This is a genomic window from Pseudomonas sp. FBCC-B1667, from assembly GCF_059133255.1.
The window spans coordinates 3,918,096-3,936,898 of record NZ_CP101437.1; the positions used below are offsets into that span (position 1 = coordinate 3,918,096).

The 18,803-nt window shown below is 53.6% G+C and carries 15 protein-coding genes and 3 pseudogenes; 13 read left to right on the top strand and 5 right to left on the bottom strand.

Annotation, left to right across the window (positions count from 1 at the left end):
- The first annotated feature begins 8 nt into the window (after window positions 1-8).
- From uraH to NL116_RS18040, 6 genes and pseudogenes are all read left to right on the top strand, one after another.
- Complete coding sequence (uraH, locus tag NL116_RS18015) at window positions 9-419, top strand: hydroxyisourate hydrolase (protein ID WP_020797493.1); 411 nt, start codon at window positions 9-11, stop codon at window positions 417-419.
- A gap of 679 nt (window positions 420-1,098) precedes the next feature.
- Window positions 1,099-1,734: pseudogene (locus NL116_RS18020) on the top strand (PAS domain-containing protein); the annotation flags it as partial.
- Window positions 1,735-1,890: 156 nt separating this feature from the next.
- Window positions 1,891-2,325: pseudogene (locus NL116_RS18025) on the top strand (methyl-accepting chemotaxis protein); the annotation flags it as partial.
- A gap of 72 nt (window positions 2,326-2,397) precedes the next feature.
- The gene (locus NL116_RS18030) at window positions 2,398-3,168 is read left to right on the top strand and encodes an EAL domain-containing protein (protein ID WP_494373364.1); all 771 of its coding nucleotides are present in this window, start codon (window positions 2,398-2,400) and stop codon (window positions 3,166-3,168) included.
- A gap of 442 nt (window positions 3,169-3,610) precedes the next feature.
- A complete protein-coding gene (locus NL116_RS18035; RefSeq protein ID WP_494373365.1) occupies window positions 3,611-5,176 on the top strand; it encodes a methyl-accepting chemotaxis protein in 1,566 nt (521 codons plus the stop codon).
- 324 nt (window positions 5,177-5,500) lie between these two features.
- On the top strand, window positions 5,501-5,941 hold the full coding sequence (locus NL116_RS18040; RefSeq protein ID WP_494373366.1) for a PAS domain-containing protein: 441 nt from the start codon (window positions 5,501-5,503) through the stop codon (window positions 5,939-5,941).
- On the opposite strand, the pseudogene NL116_RS18045 reads toward NL116_RS18040, so the two are convergent.
- Window positions 5,928-6,436: pseudogene (locus NL116_RS18045) on the bottom strand (GntT/GntP/DsdX family permease); the annotation flags it as partial. The gene NL116_RS18040 and the pseudogene NL116_RS18045 overlap by 14 nt on opposite strands.
- A gap of 160 nt (window positions 6,437-6,596) precedes the next feature.
- Between NL116_RS18045 and NL116_RS18050 the strand changes: the two are divergent.
- Window positions 6,597-7,412, top strand: coding sequence for a DUF1206 domain-containing protein (locus NL116_RS18050; RefSeq protein WP_494373367.1), 816 nt, complete (start codon window positions 6,597-6,599; stop codon window positions 7,410-7,412).
- A 216-nt stretch (window positions 7,413-7,628) separates the two neighbouring features.
- Window positions 7,629-8,848, top strand: a protein-coding gene (locus NL116_RS18055) for an IS3 family transposase (RefSeq protein ID WP_494372982.1) whose coding sequence is annotated in 2 segments (ribosomal slippage) — window positions 7,629-7,974 and window positions 7,974-8,848 — 1,221 coding nt in all. Because the reading frame shifts where the segments join, the coding sequence is not laid out codon by codon here.
- Here the strand turns inward: NL116_RS18055 and NL116_RS18060 are convergent.
- The 3 genes from NL116_RS18060 to NL116_RS18070 form a co-directional block, all read right to left on the bottom strand.
- Window positions 8,840-9,031 (bottom strand): hypothetical protein, encoded by a 192-nt coding sequence (locus NL116_RS18060; protein ID WP_494373368.1) that lies wholly within the window; start codon window positions 9,029-9,031, stop codon window positions 8,840-8,842. The two genes, NL116_RS18055 and NL116_RS18060, sit on opposite strands and share 9 nt — an antisense overlap.
- Window positions 9,032-9,110: 79 nt before the next feature.
- A complete protein-coding gene (locus NL116_RS18065; RefSeq protein ID WP_494373369.1) occupies window positions 9,111-9,542 on the bottom strand; it encodes an HhH-GDP family DNA glycosylase in 432 nt (143 codons plus the stop codon).
- A gap of 787 nt (window positions 9,543-10,329) precedes the next feature.
- A complete protein-coding gene (locus NL116_RS18070; RefSeq protein WP_494373370.1) occupies window positions 10,330-10,593 on the bottom strand; it encodes a hypothetical protein in 264 nt (87 codons plus the stop codon).
- 398 nt (window positions 10,594-10,991) lie between these two features.
- Here NL116_RS18070 and NL116_RS18075 point away from each other — a divergent pair, with 398 nt between their 5' ends.
- Both NL116_RS18075 and NL116_RS18080 read left to right on the top strand, forming a co-directional pair.
- Window positions 10,992-15,131: a CheR family methyltransferase gene (locus tag NL116_RS18075; protein ID WP_494373371.1), complete on the top strand. Its 4,140-nt coding sequence runs from the start codon at window positions 10,992-10,994 to the stop codon at window positions 15,129-15,131.
- A 385-nt stretch (window positions 15,132-15,516) separates the two neighbouring features.
- Complete coding sequence (locus NL116_RS18080) at window positions 15,517-15,765, top strand: hypothetical protein (RefSeq protein WP_494373372.1); 249 nt, start codon at window positions 15,517-15,519, stop codon at window positions 15,763-15,765.
- A 167-nt stretch (window positions 15,766-15,932) separates the two neighbouring features.
- Here the strand turns inward: NL116_RS18080 and NL116_RS18085 are convergent, their stop codons facing one another.
- Window positions 15,933-16,169, bottom strand: a complete 237-nt coding sequence (locus NL116_RS18085; protein WP_494373373.1) for a hypothetical protein — start codon at window positions 16,167-16,169, stop codon at window positions 15,933-15,935.
- An 85-nt stretch (window positions 16,170-16,254) separates the two neighbouring features.
- On the opposite strand from NL116_RS18085, the gene NL116_RS18090 reads away from it, so the two are divergent.
- The 3 genes from NL116_RS18090 to NL116_RS18100 all read left to right on the top strand — a co-directional run bounded on the left by NL116_RS18090 (window position 16,255) and on the right by NL116_RS18100 (window position 18,556).
- Window positions 16,255-17,474 (top strand): IS3 family transposase gene (locus NL116_RS18090; RefSeq protein ID WP_494372982.1). Its coding sequence is split into 2 segments (ribosomal slippage): window positions 16,255-16,600 and window positions 16,600-17,474, totalling 1,221 coding nucleotides; the frame shifts between segments, so codons are not numbered across the junction.
- 257 nt (window positions 17,475-17,731) lie between these two features.
- A complete protein-coding gene (locus tag NL116_RS18095) occupies window positions 17,732-17,989 on the top strand; it encodes a hypothetical protein (RefSeq protein WP_494373374.1) in 258 nt (85 codons plus the stop codon).
- 36 nt (window positions 17,990-18,025) lie between these two features.
- A complete protein-coding gene (locus tag NL116_RS18100; protein ID WP_494373375.1) occupies window positions 18,026-18,556 on the top strand; it encodes a cupin domain-containing protein in 531 nt (176 codons plus the stop codon).
- The last annotated feature ends 247 nt before the right edge of the window (window positions 18,557-18,803 follow it).

Sequence of the window (18,803 nt, forward strand, 5' to 3'; positions counted from 1 at the left end):
GACACACCATGACTGTATTGAAAAGTTTCTTCGCTGGCGCTGTGTTGAGTGCCCTTTCAGCCCTTGCATCAGCGGCAACAAATCCATTGAGCGTGCATGTACTCAACTTGCAGGATGGCCTGCCCTCCCCTGGAGTCAATGTCACGCTGGAAAAACAGGATGGGAAAAACTGGGACATGCTCAACAGCGCGGCAACCAACGAGCAAGGTCGTATCACCGGACTGTATCCGGAAGGTCGGGGTCTGGAGAAAGGTACGTACCGTGTCACCTTCAAGACTGGTGAGTGGTTCAAGGCGCACAAAACGTCCAGCTTCTTTCCGGAGGTACCCGTCATTTTTGAAGTGGACGGTACCGTTCCTCACTATCACATCCCGTTGCTTCTCAGCCCTTACGGCTTCTCCACCTACCGAGGAAATTGATCGTTAAGCGATACAAAATGGATACCGTCCGAAGGTGAAGACAGCCGCCCCTACTCACAAGGGCGGCACTGTCGCTTAACTTTTCGGCATCAAAACCTTAAGCAATGACGTGTTTACCGGATACAAACCTATACAGAGCCATGAAATTCGCACAAGACTGATCAGCACGCGGTGACGCCTTACTTTATCGATGAATACCCGTTCTGCGCGCTATACATCAATGACCTGCGCAGAGGGGGCAATGAGTCAAAACCGCTATTTATTGGTATCCGTTGTGATCGGACTGAACCCGCGCCTTGGCGCTATCGCGCTGAGCACGTTAAGAATTTTGGCCACTACAATCACTTGAGGTGCAATCCGCACGCCCTTTTCAATCGGATATCGAGTGCTCTGTCGAGAGTGCAAAAGCTACGTAAACCGATAGTCTAATGCCGGTGTGCAATCCCCTACCCGATCAGCGCATGACTCGCGATCGACATGCTTCCCTCGTGTTCAATCTGGAATTATCTTGTACAATCACCATGACGCTGTATAGGTTTTGCGCCAGATTGATGAAAGTGCCAAGCAGTCCATAGCCACTGAGGTTCGTATGTTCAACTCGCAAATCAAAAAAGAACTGACCATCAGCAAGCAGCGTTTGGCTGACTGCGAAGCCACCCTCGCAGCATTAGGTGGTTCCATGGCTCTGATTGAGTTCCAACCTGATGGCACGATCCTCTGCGCCAATAAAAATTTCCTGAGAGTAATGGGCTATCGCCTTGAGGAAATTCACTCCCGGCATCACCGCTTATTCTGTACACCGACATACGCCAACAGCGCCACTTATCAAGGTTTTTGGTCAAGGCTGAGTAATGGTGAGTTCATAAACGACCGCTTCTTGCGCCTGGACAAACAGGGGCGTGAGATCTGGCTGGAGGCTAGTTACAACCCCGTTCGCGACGCCTCTGGACGGGTAATTAAGGTCGTCAAGATTGCTACTGATGTAACCGGCCGAGTGCGGAAGGAACAAGAGCAGGAGAGCCAAATCAAAGCGATTAACCGTTCCATGGCAACCATTGAGTTCAACCGGCAGGGAGAAGTCATCAGCGCCAACGAAAACTTCCTTGCAGTGATGGGTTACCGCCTGGATGAGATTGTTGGCAAGCACCATCGTCTGTTCTGTGAGCGTAGCGAAAGTGAATCCAACGAGTATCGCCAGTTCTGGGAGCGCCTGAATCACGGCGAATTTTTCTCCGGCAACTTCAAACGCCTCAACAACCAGGGACAAACCGTCTGGTTACGTGCAACTTACAATCCGGTGTTCGACGCCAGCGGCAGCCTTTACAAAGTAGTTAAGTTTGCGAGCGATATCACAGCCCAGGTTCTCCAGCAGGAAACGGAGTCACGTGCAGCGCGCATGGCTTACGAGACTTCACTGAAAACCGACAATACCGCACACGAAGGCGCCCGAGTGGTGCAGGAGACCGTGGAGGTCATGCAAAGCCTGGCTGGCGAATTGAATCATGCAGCCGAAGGTATCAATGATGTCAGTCAGCAGTCGGAAGTAATCAGCAGCATCGTGCAGACCATCCGTGGTATCGCCGAACAAACGAATCTTCTAGCGCTAAACGCAGCCATCGAAGCGGCTCGTGCCGGAGAGCAAGGTCGTGGTTTTGCGGTGGTCGCTGACGAAGTGCGCAATCTGGCTTCGCGCACAAGCCAGGCGACCGTCAAGATTGTCGAGGTGGTGCAGCACAATCGTGAATTGGCCCGGGGGGCCGTGGCCAGGATGGAGGTGAGTAAGGACAAGGCAGAGCAAGGAGTCAAATTAGCCGGTGAGGCTGGCCAGGTAATCCTGGATATTCAGGAAAGTGCTCGCCAAGTCGTAGACGCGATCAGCAATTTCTCGTCGACATTGGCTAGATGATTCAGCCTTGCGGCATGTGCAAAATCTTGGCTTGATCGGCACCTTCATAGCGAGTGAGAAAACGGGGTTTGAATGAACGTAAGATCACGATCAGTAGCTCCTTGTAGCGCCTGCCGGGAAGGCAATGAACTGGATTTTGAGTTCAGTATGGCGTTCCAGCCAATCGTAGATCTGCGCGACAACAGTATTTTTGCCTACGAGGCTTTGGTACGTGGTTGCGATGGTAGTGGTGCCGCTGCCGTTCTTGGAAAGGTGAACGAACAGAACCGTTATGCCTTTGACCAAGCATGTCGAGTCAAGGCTGTTGAGCTTGCTTCACGCTTACAAATACCCTGCTTTGTCAGCATCAACTTCTTACCCAATGCGGTGTATCAAGCAGCCACGTGCATTCGTGCGACGCTTGAAGCCGCCCGCAGATTTGGATTTCCCACCGAAAGGCTGATTTTTGAGATCACCGAAAACGAAGAACTGGTGGACAAGGAACATCTAAAAAGCATCATTCGAGAATATCGTCTTAAAGGCTTCAAGACAGCGATAGATGATTTCGGCGCTGGGTACGCGGGGCTCAATTTGCTGGCAGAATTTCAACCCGACATCATCAAACTGGACATGGCCTTGGTACGCAGCATCAGCACTGACCCGGTTCGACAGGCCATCGTCCAAGGCATCCTCGGTGTATGCAAAGCGCTCAACATTGAAGTGATTGCAGAGGGCGTAGAGACCATCGCTGAATTACAGAAGTTACTGACCTTGGGCATTAATTACTATCAAGGTTATTTGTTTGCAAAGCCCGAATATGAAACGTTGCCTAACGTGACTTGGCCGATAACCAACATCGGCTAGAGACAAGGTGTCCTCATTTTTTATAAATCGAGGCAATCAATATTCTGAGTCTTTTTCGGAGAACCTGTTAGTCGCAGCATTGCTAGGATTGCCCCCTTGTGCCCACTTTGAAACAGCACGGCCCATATCGTCGACGTTGAACACCCACGATCAACTGACCATTTCGGGTCAGTGGCGGCACCTTGAAGGTCGCATTTTAGATCCAGCTACGGATGATTGAGGCACATTCCCCTTTCACCATTTGCCTGCCATGCCAGACACCGTAGCCTCCATGCAAGCTGCGGAAGATGTGCCTCCCAGATTAACGCCGCCCTTGACTGACAATCACGCAATAAAAGACGGTAATCTTCAACCTAACTCAATAGCCTTACAAAAATTACGACAATAGCAACAGTGATGGCATAATGGCCATAACGTATGCCTTTTTTGTAGAGAATTAACCTTGCGCGCAACTCAAACAATTACATCTGTTGAGCAAATTTTTCCTGCCCAGCAGCGCTTGATCTCAGCGACTGATTCCAGCGGTAAAATTACCTACTGCAATGATGAGTTCACGAAAATAAGCGGCTACTCCCGTGAGGAGTTAGTCGGTAGCCCCCACAATATGGTTCGCCACCCTGACATGCCACCTGCTGTTTTCGGGATGATGTGGAGTTACCTGAAGGCCGGAAAAAGCTGGATGGGCGTCGTAAAAAATCGTTGTAAGAATGGCGACTATTACTGGGTCAGCGCGTACGTCACCCCCATCCTCGAAAATGGCCATCTAATAGGCTACGAGTCCGTAAGGGTCAAGCCGACTCGCGAACAGATTGAGCGGGCACACATGCTGTATCAGCGGCTTCGTGCCGGCAAACAGGCCGTGCCAGGAAGGCGTCACTGTACCGCTTTGATGGGCAGACTGGCTTTACCGGTAATTGCCGCAATAATGGCGATGGGAGTGATTAACACTCTACCGAATCTGCTGGCGCAAACAATCATCGCCTTGCTCTTTTTGGCCATTGGATGGTGGACTTACACGCGCGAGGTTAACCAACTCAATCGAATCATTAAAAGCGCCCCTGATGCTTTCAGTGATCCCGTCAGCGCCCTCACTTACAGCGATACATACGGCCCTTCAGCGCAACTGGAAATGTTGCTGATCAGCGAGGATGCCCGCCTCAAAACCGCCTTAACCCGGCTGAGCGATCTGGCTAACCAAGTGACTGAAGCAGCTGCACATTCCTCTCTGCTCTCTAACCAAACCGAGCATGCCTTACTGGAGCAGAGGACCGAAACGGACATGACTGCTGCGGCCATGACTGAAATGGCGGCTTCAATCAGCGAGGTGGCGGGGCATATTCAACAAACCGCAATTGAAGCGCAAACGGCAAATGAACTTGCAGAACAAGGCGACAAGGTCGCCGGCACCACAAGAGAGGCAATTCAGCTTCTGGCTAGCACGGTAACAAACATCAGCACTGCGGTGGATAACCTCGCCAACGAAACGCAACAAATCATGACTGCTGCTGGTGTGATCCAATCTATTGCGGATCAAACCAACTTGCTTGCGCTCAATGCAGCAATTGAAGCAGCCAGGGCTGGTGAACAAGGCCGGGGCTTTGCTGTGGTCGCTGATGAAGTTCGCGCTTTGGCCAGTAAAACCCGCGTGTCTACCCAACAAATTCAGAGTGTTATTGAAGCCCTTAAAAAGGGTGCGGATGACGCAGTCAGCATTGCCAGACACGGTATCCGCGAGGCAGATCACGGCGTGCAACAGGTTATAGAGGCTCAGGGAGCCCTTCAAGGCATTCGCCATGCGGTTGAACGCATTAGTGGTATGAGTCAGCAAATGGCCGCCGCTTCAGAAGAACAGGCTCATGTCGCCGAAGATATTGCTCGGCAGATCAACAACGTCGCCGTGACGGTTGATAGAACAGCTAAAAATGCTAACGCAGCAGTCGCTCGTGGCAGTGAGCTTGAAACTACTTCACGTGGTTTGCGAGCCCTGGTTGAACGCTTCAACAGGTAGCGATACCACCGGCATCGAAGCGATCAAAGTACTTGAGAATTTTGGGATTACTTACCACTCCATCGCCGAAGCGGACTGGGATGATGCCGCGAATGCTGGAATCGTTCCGTCGCGCAGTCCGTGGAACCTCCAACGGGGCGATCAGCTATACCGGTCGTCATACCGCACAAAGCGGTACGCAGATGCTGGATGGACGAACGATTGGCCGATGCCCCCTCTGGACTCAGCCGCGGTGTATGGCGCTCATGCCGAGGGTTATACTGATAACTCCGTGCATGGCGGGTAACCGCTAAAAATGAGATGTCACTCACTGGGGCTCTGAAAATGATCGACGCAGAACTGCTGAAACTGGTGGTTGAAGCATCAAACGATGGCATCGTGGTAGCAGAGCAGGAAGGCGACGAAAACATCCTGATCTATGCCAACCCCGCCTTTCAGCGCCTGACGGGGTACAGCGTTGACGACATCCTGTACCAGGACTGCCGCTTCCTGCAGGGTGATGACCGTAACCAAGCTGGTTTGACAGTCATCCGCGAGGCGATAAGGAACCTGCTCCCCTGCCGCCAAGTCATTCGCAATTATCGCAAGGACGGCACTCCCTTCTGGAATGAGCTGTCGATTACCCCGGTGTTCAACGACAGCGATCAACTCACCTACTTCATCGGTATCCAGAAGGACGTCAGCGCCGAAGTGGAGGCCAGGGAGCGAGTGCGCGAGCTGGAAGCTGAAGTCGCACAGCTGAAGACCAGACTCAGTTCACCGTGACAGCCGCATTCAACATCAACACCACAATCAAACCGACCACGGCTACGATGGATTGAACCACCGAAATGGTCTTGGTGGCTTCGCCCATAGTCATGCCGAAGGATTCTTTCACCATCCAGAAGCCTGCAGGGTTCGCATAGTTGAAGAACAGCGAGCCACAGCCTATCGACAAGACAAGCAGAGGCAGGTTGAGCCTGGGATCCGCACCTGCAAGCGGCGCTAGCAAGCCAGCCAGCCAGCAGCACCAACGATACCTACAGTTGCAGAACCGGTAGATACCGAGAGCAACATCGCGATCAACCAACCCAAGATCAGCGGAGGGAACGCAGACTGCTGAGTCAGGTGCACAATGGCATCGCCCGCCTTGGCGCTGGTCAGCAGTTCTTGAAAGGCACCACCGCCGGCGATGATCATGATGATTGAGGCGATTGGCTTGAGGCTCTTGCCCAGGGATTCGCGCAACTGCCCCGCATCGCCGCCCCGCGCGAGTACCAGCGGCAGCATGATCACCAAACCGCGAGAAATGTATCAAAATGACGCACGCGGTACCCATGACGCATGAGTGACCATCCTGAGTGACTGAAGACTTTGACTTTTATCGAACCCCTCCACCCGCGATAGGTCTGCTCCTGTATCACTCCTTGGAAATGATCCGATGTCCGCTCAACACACCCTTGTCGTACTCGCTCGGGGCGGATATGCCGCTCGAGGCGTTCTGTATTTGATCATTGGCATCTTCGCTCTCCTGGCAGCTCAAGACTCCGCAAAACCGAAGGACAGCCACAAGAGCCTGGAAGCATTGCTAAGCCAGCCATTCGGTTATTTTTTAGTCGGACTTGTAGTGCTGGGTCTGCTCGCCTTTGCGGCTTGGCGCGTTTTGCAAGCGATTCGCGACGTCGATCATCACGGTACCAAACTCATGGGATGGGTGATTCGTGCAGGTTTGTTGGCGGGAGGTTTTGTTAACGGCGCTCTTGCGCTATTTGCATTGGGCCTACTCATCACCGGCGTTAGAAGTTCAAGCAACTCCGGAGGTGGAGAGACCAAGGATTTACTGGCGCATCTGCTGTCTTGGGATCAATCAAACCTGTTGGTCTACCTCATGGCGCTCGTCCCACTTGGAGTAGGTATTGCGCACATCATCAAGGCATGGAAGGCGTCGTTCGAGAAGTACTTTGAGGCTGACGAAGACGTAATGCGCTATATACGCCCGGTGTCTCGGTTTGGGCTCATTGCCCGAGGCGTGGTGTTCATTGAGATAGCGCTGCTGCTTGCGATCAGCGGCTCCCGTTATAAAGCTATGGATCCCCCGGGCATGAAAGAAGCCCTTGATGCTCTACAAAACCTGCCAGCCGGAACCTTGATTTTAATGGTAATGGCGCTGGGGTTGATCGCCTTTTCGGTTTACAGCTTTGCCGAAGCCGCCTGGCGCAAAATAAACATGGATGTGGCTGGGGGACAGAGTTCTTAGTCGCTATGTGATGCGGGTGAAGAGAGGCTCGCCAAAGGGTGCTGGAAAGTGATGGCGATAATTCAGAGCATCACGTGCAGTTGCGCATCCTCTGGCAGCTCCAGGCAGATGAAATCGACGCAAGGCACGTCCAACGTAATGGTCGTTGAACGAGCCCCATGAAAGACAGGACACCGTTTCCCCCTTACGATAAGGGATAGGCAAACGGTTATGTTTATGACTAATAGCAACGATAAGAGTGGTGAGCTTTTGGGCCAGGAGCGGCGTCGTCGCTGGAGCCCAGAGCAAAAGCTGGCCATGGTTCGAGAGAGCCTTGAACCGGGACAAAGCGTTTCAGTGGTGGCTCGGCGCAACGGCATCAATGCCAACCAGTTGTTCCTGTGGCGCAAGCTGTACCAGGGCGGCAGCCTCTCGGCGGTCAGTGCTGGCGAAGCCGTGGTACCGGCCTCCGAGCTGAGCGATGCGCTCAAGCAGATCCGTGAACTGCAACGGATGTTGGGCAAGAAAACGATGGAAGCAGAAATCCTCAAAGAGGCCGTGGAGATCGCCCGGTCGCGAAAATGGATTGCGCACTCACCCTTGTTGCCGGGGGACGACCAGTGAAACTGGTCAGCGAATGTCTCGGTGTGGCGCGCTCGCAATTAACGGTTCGAATCAAGCAATCGGCATCGCCCAAGACACGGCGAAGCAGGCCTGTGAACGATGCTGAGTTGGTGGCCGAAATCCAGCAACAGGTCAGCGAACTGCCCAGCTATGGCTACCGTCGAGTCTGGGGATTGCTGCGTCGCGCCCGTGAAACCCAGTTGCTACCCGCGATCAACGTGAAGCGGGTTTACCGGGTTATGCGTGATCACAACCTACTGCTTGAACGCCGGATCAAACAACCCGGCGTGCCGCGTCGACACGAAGGCCGTATTGCGGTGCAAACCAGCGATACGCGTTGGTGCTCGGACGGCTTTGAATTCCGTTGCGAGGACGGCGCCAAACTGAGCGTGACCTTCTCCCTGGACTGCTGCGACCGCGAAGCCATCGGCTGGGTCGCCAGCCCGACCGGGTATAGCGGTGATGATATCCGCGACTTGATGCTGGAAAGTGTGGAGAAGCGCTTCGGTGATCAACTACCCGCCATCCCGGTGCAATGGCTCAGCGACAACGGCTCGGCTTACACCGCCGAACAGACACGCCTGTTTGCTCGGCAGATCGGTTTGCAGCCGGTGACCACCCCAGTGCGCAGTCCGCAGAGCAACGGCATGGCCGAGAGCTTCGTGAAGACGATGAAGCGGGATTACGTGGCGCACATGCCCAAGCCGGATCGAGAAACGGCGCTACGTAACCTGGCAATTGCCTTCGAGCATTACAACGAGCAGCATCCGCACAGCGCCTTGAGCTATCGCTCGCCTAGGGAGTTCAGGCGCTTGGCAGCAGCATCAATTTAACGGGGAGTTGGTGTCCGGTTTTGTAGGGGCAAGTCCAGTCGTGTAGTCCGCCAGTTCATCGCGCAAGGGATCAAACGTACGGATCAAACCACCCAGGCCATTGAGCAACAGCAGCGGCGGGCCTTGACCGCAGATTGAAATGTTCAACTGCAAGTCATTAATCGTCAGTTTGTGCGTTGCCATGGTTTCCCCTTGCTGCACGTAGCCGAGATGGTGATGGTGGATAAGAACTCCGATTCTTGGGTGAGAAGTTTCCGGGGGCTCAGAACAACAAGGCGGCTGCTTCCCTCATGAAAATCTCGATGGTCTTCGGTCCTATCCCTTCAAATTCTGACAGACGTTTTTCAAATTCCTGACGATCAGAACTCGCCTCCACGATGTTGCCCACCCTGCCGCCGTAGTCATTGTTGAGCTTGCCGGCCAATGCGAGCAATCGCGACGCAGTGGTCTCGTCGTAACGCACGTAATGAGCCTGACCAAGCATACCGACCAACTGACGGTGGGTGCAGTGCGCGAGCTTTTGCGGTGTATCTCGCTGATGCTGATCGACGATGACCTGGTATGCCTTGGCCGCGATTGCGCCTTGAATTCTTTTACCCATCAGAAAACTGGCAATCAGCCATTTGAATAGGGCAGCTTCTTTCGCACTTTGAAAGTCGATCTGCAGGTCTTGCGCGCTGATGGTTTTGTTCATCGGTTCATTCCTTCAAGCCATGATGGGCATCAAGAATTTAGACCCAGCCCCCCAACGAACGCTCCAGAGCGAAGAGGTATTGATAAAGGAACCCCTATCGTTGCTAGGCGCCTAACGGTTGAACCCTAGAGTTTAGGAATGACGAAATGCATGTGTCCGAGACAACCCAAGTCATGGAGGCGCTGTCTACCAACGATGTAAACCTGAAGCTTAAGGAGGGCTGGTCATTGATAGCCGTGGTTGTCACAACGCATCCTAACGGTCAGCTACATCCCTGCTACATTCTGGGAAAATCGAAAGCCATACCCAACCATCAGAACCCGGATTGAATGACGCGGCACATAGTGATTGCGCACATAGAAAGATGTTGGGGGGCGGACACCGTTAGGAACCATCAAACAACGATGAGCTGCTTCTCGCTACTTGGTACTCTGCCGTGCTCGCGAGTAACGTCCCGGCTTGCTGAACGAGCTTACGCCACTCGGTGCTGGAAATGAGGCCTTTACGCTCCATGTCGTCAGCAGACCTCAAAAGCCTGTCGTACCTGTCCTCAGCGTCGACGCAGTCACCGGGAAGATTAAAAAGGTCTTGCCAGGCAGATATGGCTTCTCTTCTATGCTTCTCTTTCATTGTGCCCCCAGAGGTCTGCATGGGAGCGAAAATCCTCAATGCTCCCCGGTTCAAACTTAGCTATGTAATCCAAATCCCTTCCTCCCAGTACGCTCCTACCTCAAGGTTTGGCATCAATACGCGGCTGCGACTGGAGGGTATCTATTCGCTACGGCGCTCATACCGAGGTTGGCACCATGGATATGGCGATGGTTTTCAATGGACAGGTACCGCTCCATGTCGCTGGAACGAACCCATGGCGTGTTTTGACTTCCGATGCGCAAACCAACCTGCCGGTGCCGTCTGAGCAGTCGTCCATGACGACAAGCACGCTGATCTGTTGACCGCCTGGTCCTGGATACTTCGCGGCGATCAGGATGGACGTCAGGCAAGCGGTGATGTGCTTCTGTTCATTATGGGTGGGTATCACACCACTGATCATTTCGTCCTCGATATAGCGCAGCCTGAGACCTTCTGCTATCGACACTCTCGTTTATAAGAAGGTTTGAAAAATGTTTGTCAGCGACCAGTGTTCAACTGACGCCTGCTGAACCTTTCAATGACTAATGTCCTTTTAATTATCGGCTACGCTTAATGTACTGAGCTGCCCTCATGGGGCGGCTGTAAGCGCTAACAAACTGGCTTCAGTCCCCAAGCAACCCCTCACAATCATGTGCGCAGGAAGCGAACTTCTGCGCCTGATATGTCTGGCTCAATGCATAGCAAGGAATAGCCGTGCAAGCGCAGGCCAAAAAAATCGCGTCTTCGTTTTTTTTCGGCAGACGCTCATCAAGCTACTGAAGCGACGTCAGGGCGTCGCCTTTTGAAGGCAACACCTTTATGACAACTTCCTTCGATCAATCGCAGAACGCCCCGGACGCAACACCGACCCCATCTCGCGAAGTGGATTTCGGCGTAGTCGGCATCGGAGCGTCTGCGGGCGGCCTGCAGGCTATAAAACTGTTTTTTGAGAACATGCCCCATGACAATGGCATGGCATTTGTGATCGTTCTTCATTTGTCGCCGGATCACGTAAGTATTGCCGACAAGATCATCCAGGTATCGACCAAGATGCCGGTTCAGCAAGTAACCAAAACGGTATCTATCGAAAAAAACCGTGTCTACGTCGTTTCACCGGCGCATCGGCTGGCGATGAATGACGGCTATCTGCAGGTCAGTCCTATCGATCCGCGCCATGGGCGTCATGCCTCAATTGATTTGTTTTTTCGCGACCTGGCCTCGGCACATCGCGAACGTGCTTTTTGCCTTGTGCTATCGGGCACTGGATCCGACGGTGCCGTGGGATTATCCAGAATTAAGGAACATGGCGGCGTCACGCTGGTTCAGACGCCGGAAGATGCCGAGTTCGACGGCATGCCGCGTGCGGCCATCGAAACAGGCATGGTCGACTTGGTGCTTCCGGTCGTAGAAATGCCACAAAAACTGCTGGAATTGTGGCGCAATGCGAAAAATATTTCCCTACCCAGCGCCAACGACCCGAACGTGCGAACTGTGGCCTCGATAGCGGAACGTGAAACCGTGGTCGCCGAGCAACTGTTACAGGACATTCTGATTCAACTGCGCGCTGGAACTGGCCATGATTTCAAACATTACAAGCGCGCCACCGTGTTGCGCCGTATAGAGAGAAGGATGCAGGTTACAACTCAGCCTGACCTGAAAGCCTATCACTGCTACCTGCAAAATAATCACGAGGAAACCCAAGCTTTACTGGCAGACATGTTGATTGGCGTGACCAACTTTTTTCGCGACCGCGAAGCCTTCGAAGCCTTGGAGCGCGATGTAATACCGCAACTGGTCAACGCAGCCGTGTCCGCTAAACCCGAGGATGAAGAAATTCGCATCTGGTCGGCTGGCTGCTCCACCGGTGAGGAAGCCTACAGCCTGGCGATGTTACTCAGTGATCAACTGCAACTGGAGTCCAGCCAAACGTCACTGCAGCTGTTCGCCACCGACATTGATGAGCGCGCCATTCGCTTCGGGCGGGCCGGTTTGTATCCGCAAGCGATCATCACCGACGTACCGCCGACGCGGTTGCGTCGTTACTTCGTTAAACAAGACGCGCACTACCGCATTCGCAAGGAACTCCGTGAGAAAGTTTTGTTCGCTAAACACAATTTGCTAACTGACCCACCCTTCTCTCATTTAGACCTGATCGTATGCCGCAATCTGCTGATCTATCTGGATCGCGAAGTTCAACTCGAGATTCTCCAGATGTTTCACTTTGCTCTTCGTCCCGGTGGCTTTCTGTTTCTCGGATCCTCAGAAAGTGCGGATGCATGTGACGAACTATTCACGACAGTGGACAAACGCAACCGAATTTTTCGCGCCAAATCCGGCACCGCCAACAGCCGTCCCACGCCACCCGTACCGCGCCGTGGCCACCTGCGCACGACCAGCACCCGTGATGAACCGAAAAGCACGGTACTTCGCAAACTGCCGTTTGCCGACATTCACCAGCGTGCACTGGAACAGTCAGCGCCACCCAGCATAATCGTTGATACAAACGCCGACGTGCTGTACATGAGCGAAAGTGCGGGGCGTTATCTACGCCATGTCGGTGGTGAGGTTTCACGCAATCTATTGACCCTGATCCTTTCGGAGTTACGACTTGAAGTCCGAACTCTATTGTTCCAGGTTCAGCAAAGCGGTCTGAGGATGAAGTCCCGTGGGGTATCGATCATGCGCGGGGATCGAACCTACCTCGTCGACTTGATAGCCCAACCCTACAACGACGAAGCATCGGACAGCGATTACGTCTTGATCATCGTTGAGGAAGTGGAGCTTGATGCTACCGAAGTGGCCTCCACACTCGTTCGGCAAACTGATAGCCAGGTGCTGTCCAGCCTTGAGCGCGAACTGCAACGCAACAAACTGCAATTGCAGGACACCCTGGAACACTCTGAGGTCACCAGTGAGGAACTCAAGGCTTCCAACGAAGAAATGCAGTCCATCAACGAAGAACTGCGTTCGGCCACCGAAGAGCTGGAAACCAGCAAGGAGGAACTGCAGTCAATCAACGAAGAGTTGCTGACGGTTAACTTCGAGCTGAAAACCAAAGTCGAAGAAACTGACAAAGTAAACGATTACCTGACCAATCTGATCGCCTCTACCTCAATAGCCACAGTATTTGTCGACCGCAGTATGCGGATTAAGTGGTTCACACCACGCGCTACGGATATTTTCAGCATGTTGCCGGTCGACACTGGGCGCTCGTTGCTCGACATCACCCATCGCCTGCATTACGACGATCTGGCCAATGATGCGGTATCGGTGTTCGAATCGTTGAACATGATCGAGCGCGAAGTCGGCAGCAGCGACGGTCGTTGGTACATCGCGCGGCTGCTGCCCTATCGCTCCAGCGAAGATCACATCGACGGTACTGTGCTGACCTTCATCGACATCACTAAGCGTCATGCGGCTGAAGAGGAGTTGCGCTTGGGGGAAGAACGCATGCGGCTGATCGCCGAAAGCACGCGTGGCTACGCCATCATCACATTGGATGAACACGGCATCATCACCTCCTGGAATCAAGGTGCCGAACTGATCTTCGGTTACGCCAAAGAGGAGGCTGAAGGCACTTATTACGATTTCATGTTCTCGGAAGAGGATCGTATCAGCGGGGTGCCTGAGACGGAGCTGTTGGCAGTCCGAACCCATGGGCACAATGAAGATGAGCGCTGGCACCTACGCAAAGACGGCAGTCGCTTCTTTTGCAGTGGCGAGGTGACTTTGCTCCAAGGCGACAATCTCCGGGGCTACGTAAAAATCGCCCGGGATCTGACGGGCCACAAACGTCTCTTTGAAGAGCAAAACCAGCAACTGGTTGAAACCAAAAATACCAGCCAACTGAAAGATGAGTTCTTTGCAGTGATGTCGCACGAACTCAAGCACCCGCTGAATCTGATTCAGCTCAATGCCGAGCTTCTGCGACGCCTGCCCATTACAAAATCAATAGCTCACGCTGCCAAGGCCGTGGATACCATCTGCGAAGCAGTCGTCAGCCAGGCTCGAATTATCAACGATTTACTCGACGTGGCACGGGTGCGCACCGGCAAGCTCAATCTCAATCGCACCGACATTGATTTGGGCCAAACTCTCCAGGACATTCACACCTTGGTGACGAATACCCACCCCGGTATCGATGTCACCCTGCACCTTCCCGACGCGGCACAACCTCCGTTGGTGGTCAATGCAGATCCATTACGGGTCGAACAGATCACTTGGAACCTGGTCAACAACGCCCTGAAATTCACCCCGTCAGGCGGCCAGATTGAGCTTCGCGCTTCGCGCGATGGCGAAATGGCAAAACTCGATGTAAAGGACAGTGGCATGGGGCTGAGTGCCGAAAGCATGACTGAAGTGTTTGACCTGTTTGGTCAGGCCGCCAGTCAGCATGCCACCCATCAACGGGACGGTCTTGGCATAGGTTTATCTTTGGTCAGGCAACTCACCGAAGCCCATGGTGGCAATGTCGAAGTGACTTCTCCTGGTGTCGGATTGGGCTCGACGTTCACCATTCGTTTACCCTTGAGCCAACTTGCTGAGGAATCAATACCCGCAACGCGAAATGAAGCCCCATTGGGACGACTGGACGGCGTGACCGTCCTGCTGGTGGATGATTCCGCAGAGGTGCTGGAAACACTGAAGATGCTTTTGGAAATGGAAGAGGCTGAAGTCAGCGCCTTTGTAATGCCATTGGAAGGACTGGAAGCTGCGAAGACAGGGCACTACGACGTGATTATTTCTGATGTGGGGATGCCGCTGATGAATGGCCACGAACTGATGCGCGAACTGCGCAAGATTCCGCATATACAGGGCGTTCCGGCGATTGCATTGACCGGATATGGGGCTCAAAGCGATATCGACGAAGCCAGAAAGTCAGGATTCGATAGTCACCTGGGGAAACCTGTTTCCTACGACAGCTTGATCGAAACTATCGAAGAGCTACGGCGAAAATAGGCTCAAAATTCAGGGTCGCATCCACAAGATCATCACTTAGACATGCGCTTCGAGTCTGGTCTGACAATACGTGTACAGGCCGCGGAAGCACGACGCGAAATCGTTTTCTGAACGGCATAAAGCTGTGGCCCTCGACGCTCTCTCGCGACAGGCAGATATCGGCCAGAAGCTGTTGGTTACGATTCCAATCGATCAGCCTTGGACACCCGAGGCGTAGCGGATGACCTGCTTGCTTAGGAATACCCAGCCCTCAGCACCCATCGGTGACCCTCAAAGCCCATGTCGACGCATCAAAAAATTTGAACCGCTATTGGACGCGCTCGCCTAATGATCAACCTGTGAATAATCACACAGGCAGTGTCCCAATTCTGAGATACCCAGCGAGGTGGGCAACATGGCCAAAGATGAGAAGAAAAGCAAAGGTGAGACTTCAAAAGCCAGCAAGGAATTGAAGGACAAAAAGTCATCACCTGCAAAGAAATCAACTGCGGCGTCGGCTCTTTCGAAATCTTCCGAAAAGAAAGACAAGAAAAAAGACGCCGAACCTAAGAAATCTGCAAAAAAAGCTGATAGCAAGCCGGAAAAGGCTAAGAAATCAGAGAAAACAGACAAGCCGGCGAAAAAGAAAAAGTGAAATCTATGATCTGCTAGGGCTTTAAGCCCTAGCTTCGCTGTGATGCCTTCGATGTCCCCAGCGGCAGTAATGATTCGTTTGCAGCGCTTCGCAATCGGCAGCAACCGGCCCAAAAATCAGTCATTCAAATATGTGGAAACGGGCCGTAGTGTTCGCCACAGCTCACTTCAACCTGGTTGATCAACCACCATAATCCTTGCCAGCCCTACCCGTTCAGCCTGCTCTAAAATCTCCTCCGGCGTCGCGTCCGCAGTGGGCATGACCAAGCTGTTCTCGCCGTCCCCAAAATGCAGCTGTATCAGGTGCATAGCCGCCTCATGGACAGGTAGCTGAGGCTGCTTGAGTTCAAATTGATGCGTGCGAGGTTCGCCGTTGAAGAGGTATTCAATCGTGTAGATGCGCATGGTGTGCTTCTCCTGTGAACGAGCCCCATGAAAGACAGGACACCGTTTCCCCCTTACGATAAGGGATAGGCAAACGGTTATGTTTATGACTAATAGCAACGATAAGAGTGGTGAGCTTTTGGGCCAGGAGCGGCGTCGTCGCTGGAGCCCAGAGCAAAAGCTGGCCATGGTTCGAGAGAGCCTTGAACCGGGACAAAGCGTTTCAGTGGTGGCTCGGCGCAACGGCATCAATGCCAACCAGTTGTTCCTGTGGCGCAAGCTGTACCAGGGCGGCAGCCTCTCGGCGGTCAGTGCTGGCGAAGCCGTGGTACCGGCCTCCGAGCTGAGCGATGCGCTCAAGCAGATCCGTGAACTGCAACGGATGTTGGGCAAGAAAACGATGGAAGCAGAAATCCTCAAAGAGGCCGTGGAGATCGCCCGGTCGCGAAAATGGATTGCGCACTCACCCTTGTTGCCGGGGGACGACCAGTGAAACTGGTCAGCGAATGTCTCGGTGTGGCGCGCTCGCAATTAACGGTTCGAATCAAGCAATCGGCATCGCCCAAGACACGGCGAAGCAGGCCTGTGAACGATGCTGAGTTGGTGGCCGAAATCCAGCAACAGGTCAGCGAACTGCCCAGCTATGGCTACCGTCGAGTCTGGGGATTGCTGCGTCGCGCCCGTGAAACCCAGTTGCTACCCGCGATCAACGTGAAGCGGGTTTACCGGGTTATGCGTGATCACAACCTACTGCTTGAACGCCGGATCAAACAACCCGGCGTGCCGCGTCGACACGAAGGCCGTATTGCGGTGCAAACCAGCGATACGCGTTGGTGCTCGGACGGCTTTGAATTCCGTTGCGAGGACGGCGCCAAACTGAGCGTGACCTTCTCCCTGGACTGCTGCGACCGCGAAGCCATCGGCTGGGTCGCCAGCCCGACCGGGTATAGCGGTGATGATATCCGCGACTTGATGCTGGAAAGTGTGGAGAAGCGCTTCGGTGATCAACTACCCGCCATCCCGGTGCAATGGCTCAGCGACAACGGCTCGGCTTACACCGCCGAACAGACACGCCTGTTTGCTCGACAGATCGGCTTGCAGCCGGTGACCACACCGGTGCGCAGCCCACAGAGCAACGGCATGGCCGAGAGCTTCGTGAAGACGATGAAGCGGGATTACGTGGCGCACATGCCCAAGCCGGATCGAGAAACGGCGCTGCGTAACCTGGCAATTGCCTTCGAGCATTACAACGAGCAGCATCCGCACAGCGCCTTGAGCTATCGCTCGCCTAGGGAGTTCAGGCGCTTGGCAGCAGCATCAATTTAACGGGGAGTTGGTGTCCGGTTTTGTAGGGGCAAGTCCATCCTGTTGGGTGCTATCTACAAACCCGACTTACAGGTCAGCTATTAGTTCAGCTGAAGACTCAATATTGGTTATTGAGTAGCCTCGAACTCTTTGAGACACGGCCTGTGTTCGCCTGTAGCCGTCAGCCACCGACGTTGAACTCTTCTGTTATGGCTACGTCTAGCACATAGATGAGGAAAGAAATGAAGCATTAACCCTTGCCCTTAAAGGACATACCCATGACCGAGCGTGCACGATTGAATTACTTGAATGACACCCTTCTCGGCCCTATCTCTAAATCCATTGATTGCGACGTACACATCACCCCCATAACGCCAGGTGCCTTTCAGGTGCAGGTGATGTCACCGGTGCCAGAAGACCTCCACAAGGCTCACTCCTTGACCCTTACTCTTTCTTCAGGAGAGCGCTTGAACGGCACAGTGGCACACGCCCGCAGACTGAAAAATGCTGATTTGGAGTTGCAGATCGATAGATGAAAATCCATCGGCGCATCTGGTTTTCGGAGACCCTTAATGAACAAATCTCGAGTTGAGACAGCTACCGTTCAAACCCTGACGTTTGAGCGTAACCAATGGGTTCCCAACAACCTACGCCTGCCGGTAATCATTTACCTCCACGCGATTGCAATTCAGGGCGATGACCCGGCTGCGCTGTTCGAACAAACCTTTATCGCCAATGGCTGGCCGCCACAATGGCGAGATGGGGTTTACAGCTACCACCACTACCATACCGAAGGTCATGAAGTGCTCGGCATCGCCAGCGGTCGGGCGCTGCTGATGTTGGGTGGCCCGGAGGGTCATGTACTTGAAGTCAGTCCCGGCGACGTATTGCTGTTACCCGCCGGCACCGGCCACTGCAACTTAAACTCGAGTGAAGATTTTCTGGTCGTCGGTGCTTATCCACCGGGACAGCATGCCGATATTTGCCGCGAGGTCCCCACCAGCACCCAACAGGCGAGCATCAACACGCTACCGTTTCCCGATCAGGATCCGGTGCAAGGCTCGCAAGGTGCCGTACACCGGTTCTGGATTGAGCAGCGTTGAGATGCTGCAGTCAATCACGAATAGCGCGAACGTTTCCGCTGAAGATTGTTAAGCCATAACTGTTGTAAATGAGCGTCACTGAATCAGCACCGAAACCCGTACTGGCTCTGTAAAAGTGGTCACGGAATTCCTCGCCCAGGCCGTACGCCGGGCTATCGCAGAACGTATTAACGAGTAGAGATCAGGCAGACCACCAAACAGCACCGTACAGACCGCTAGTCACGTCCTCGTCTATTTCTCTGAACTA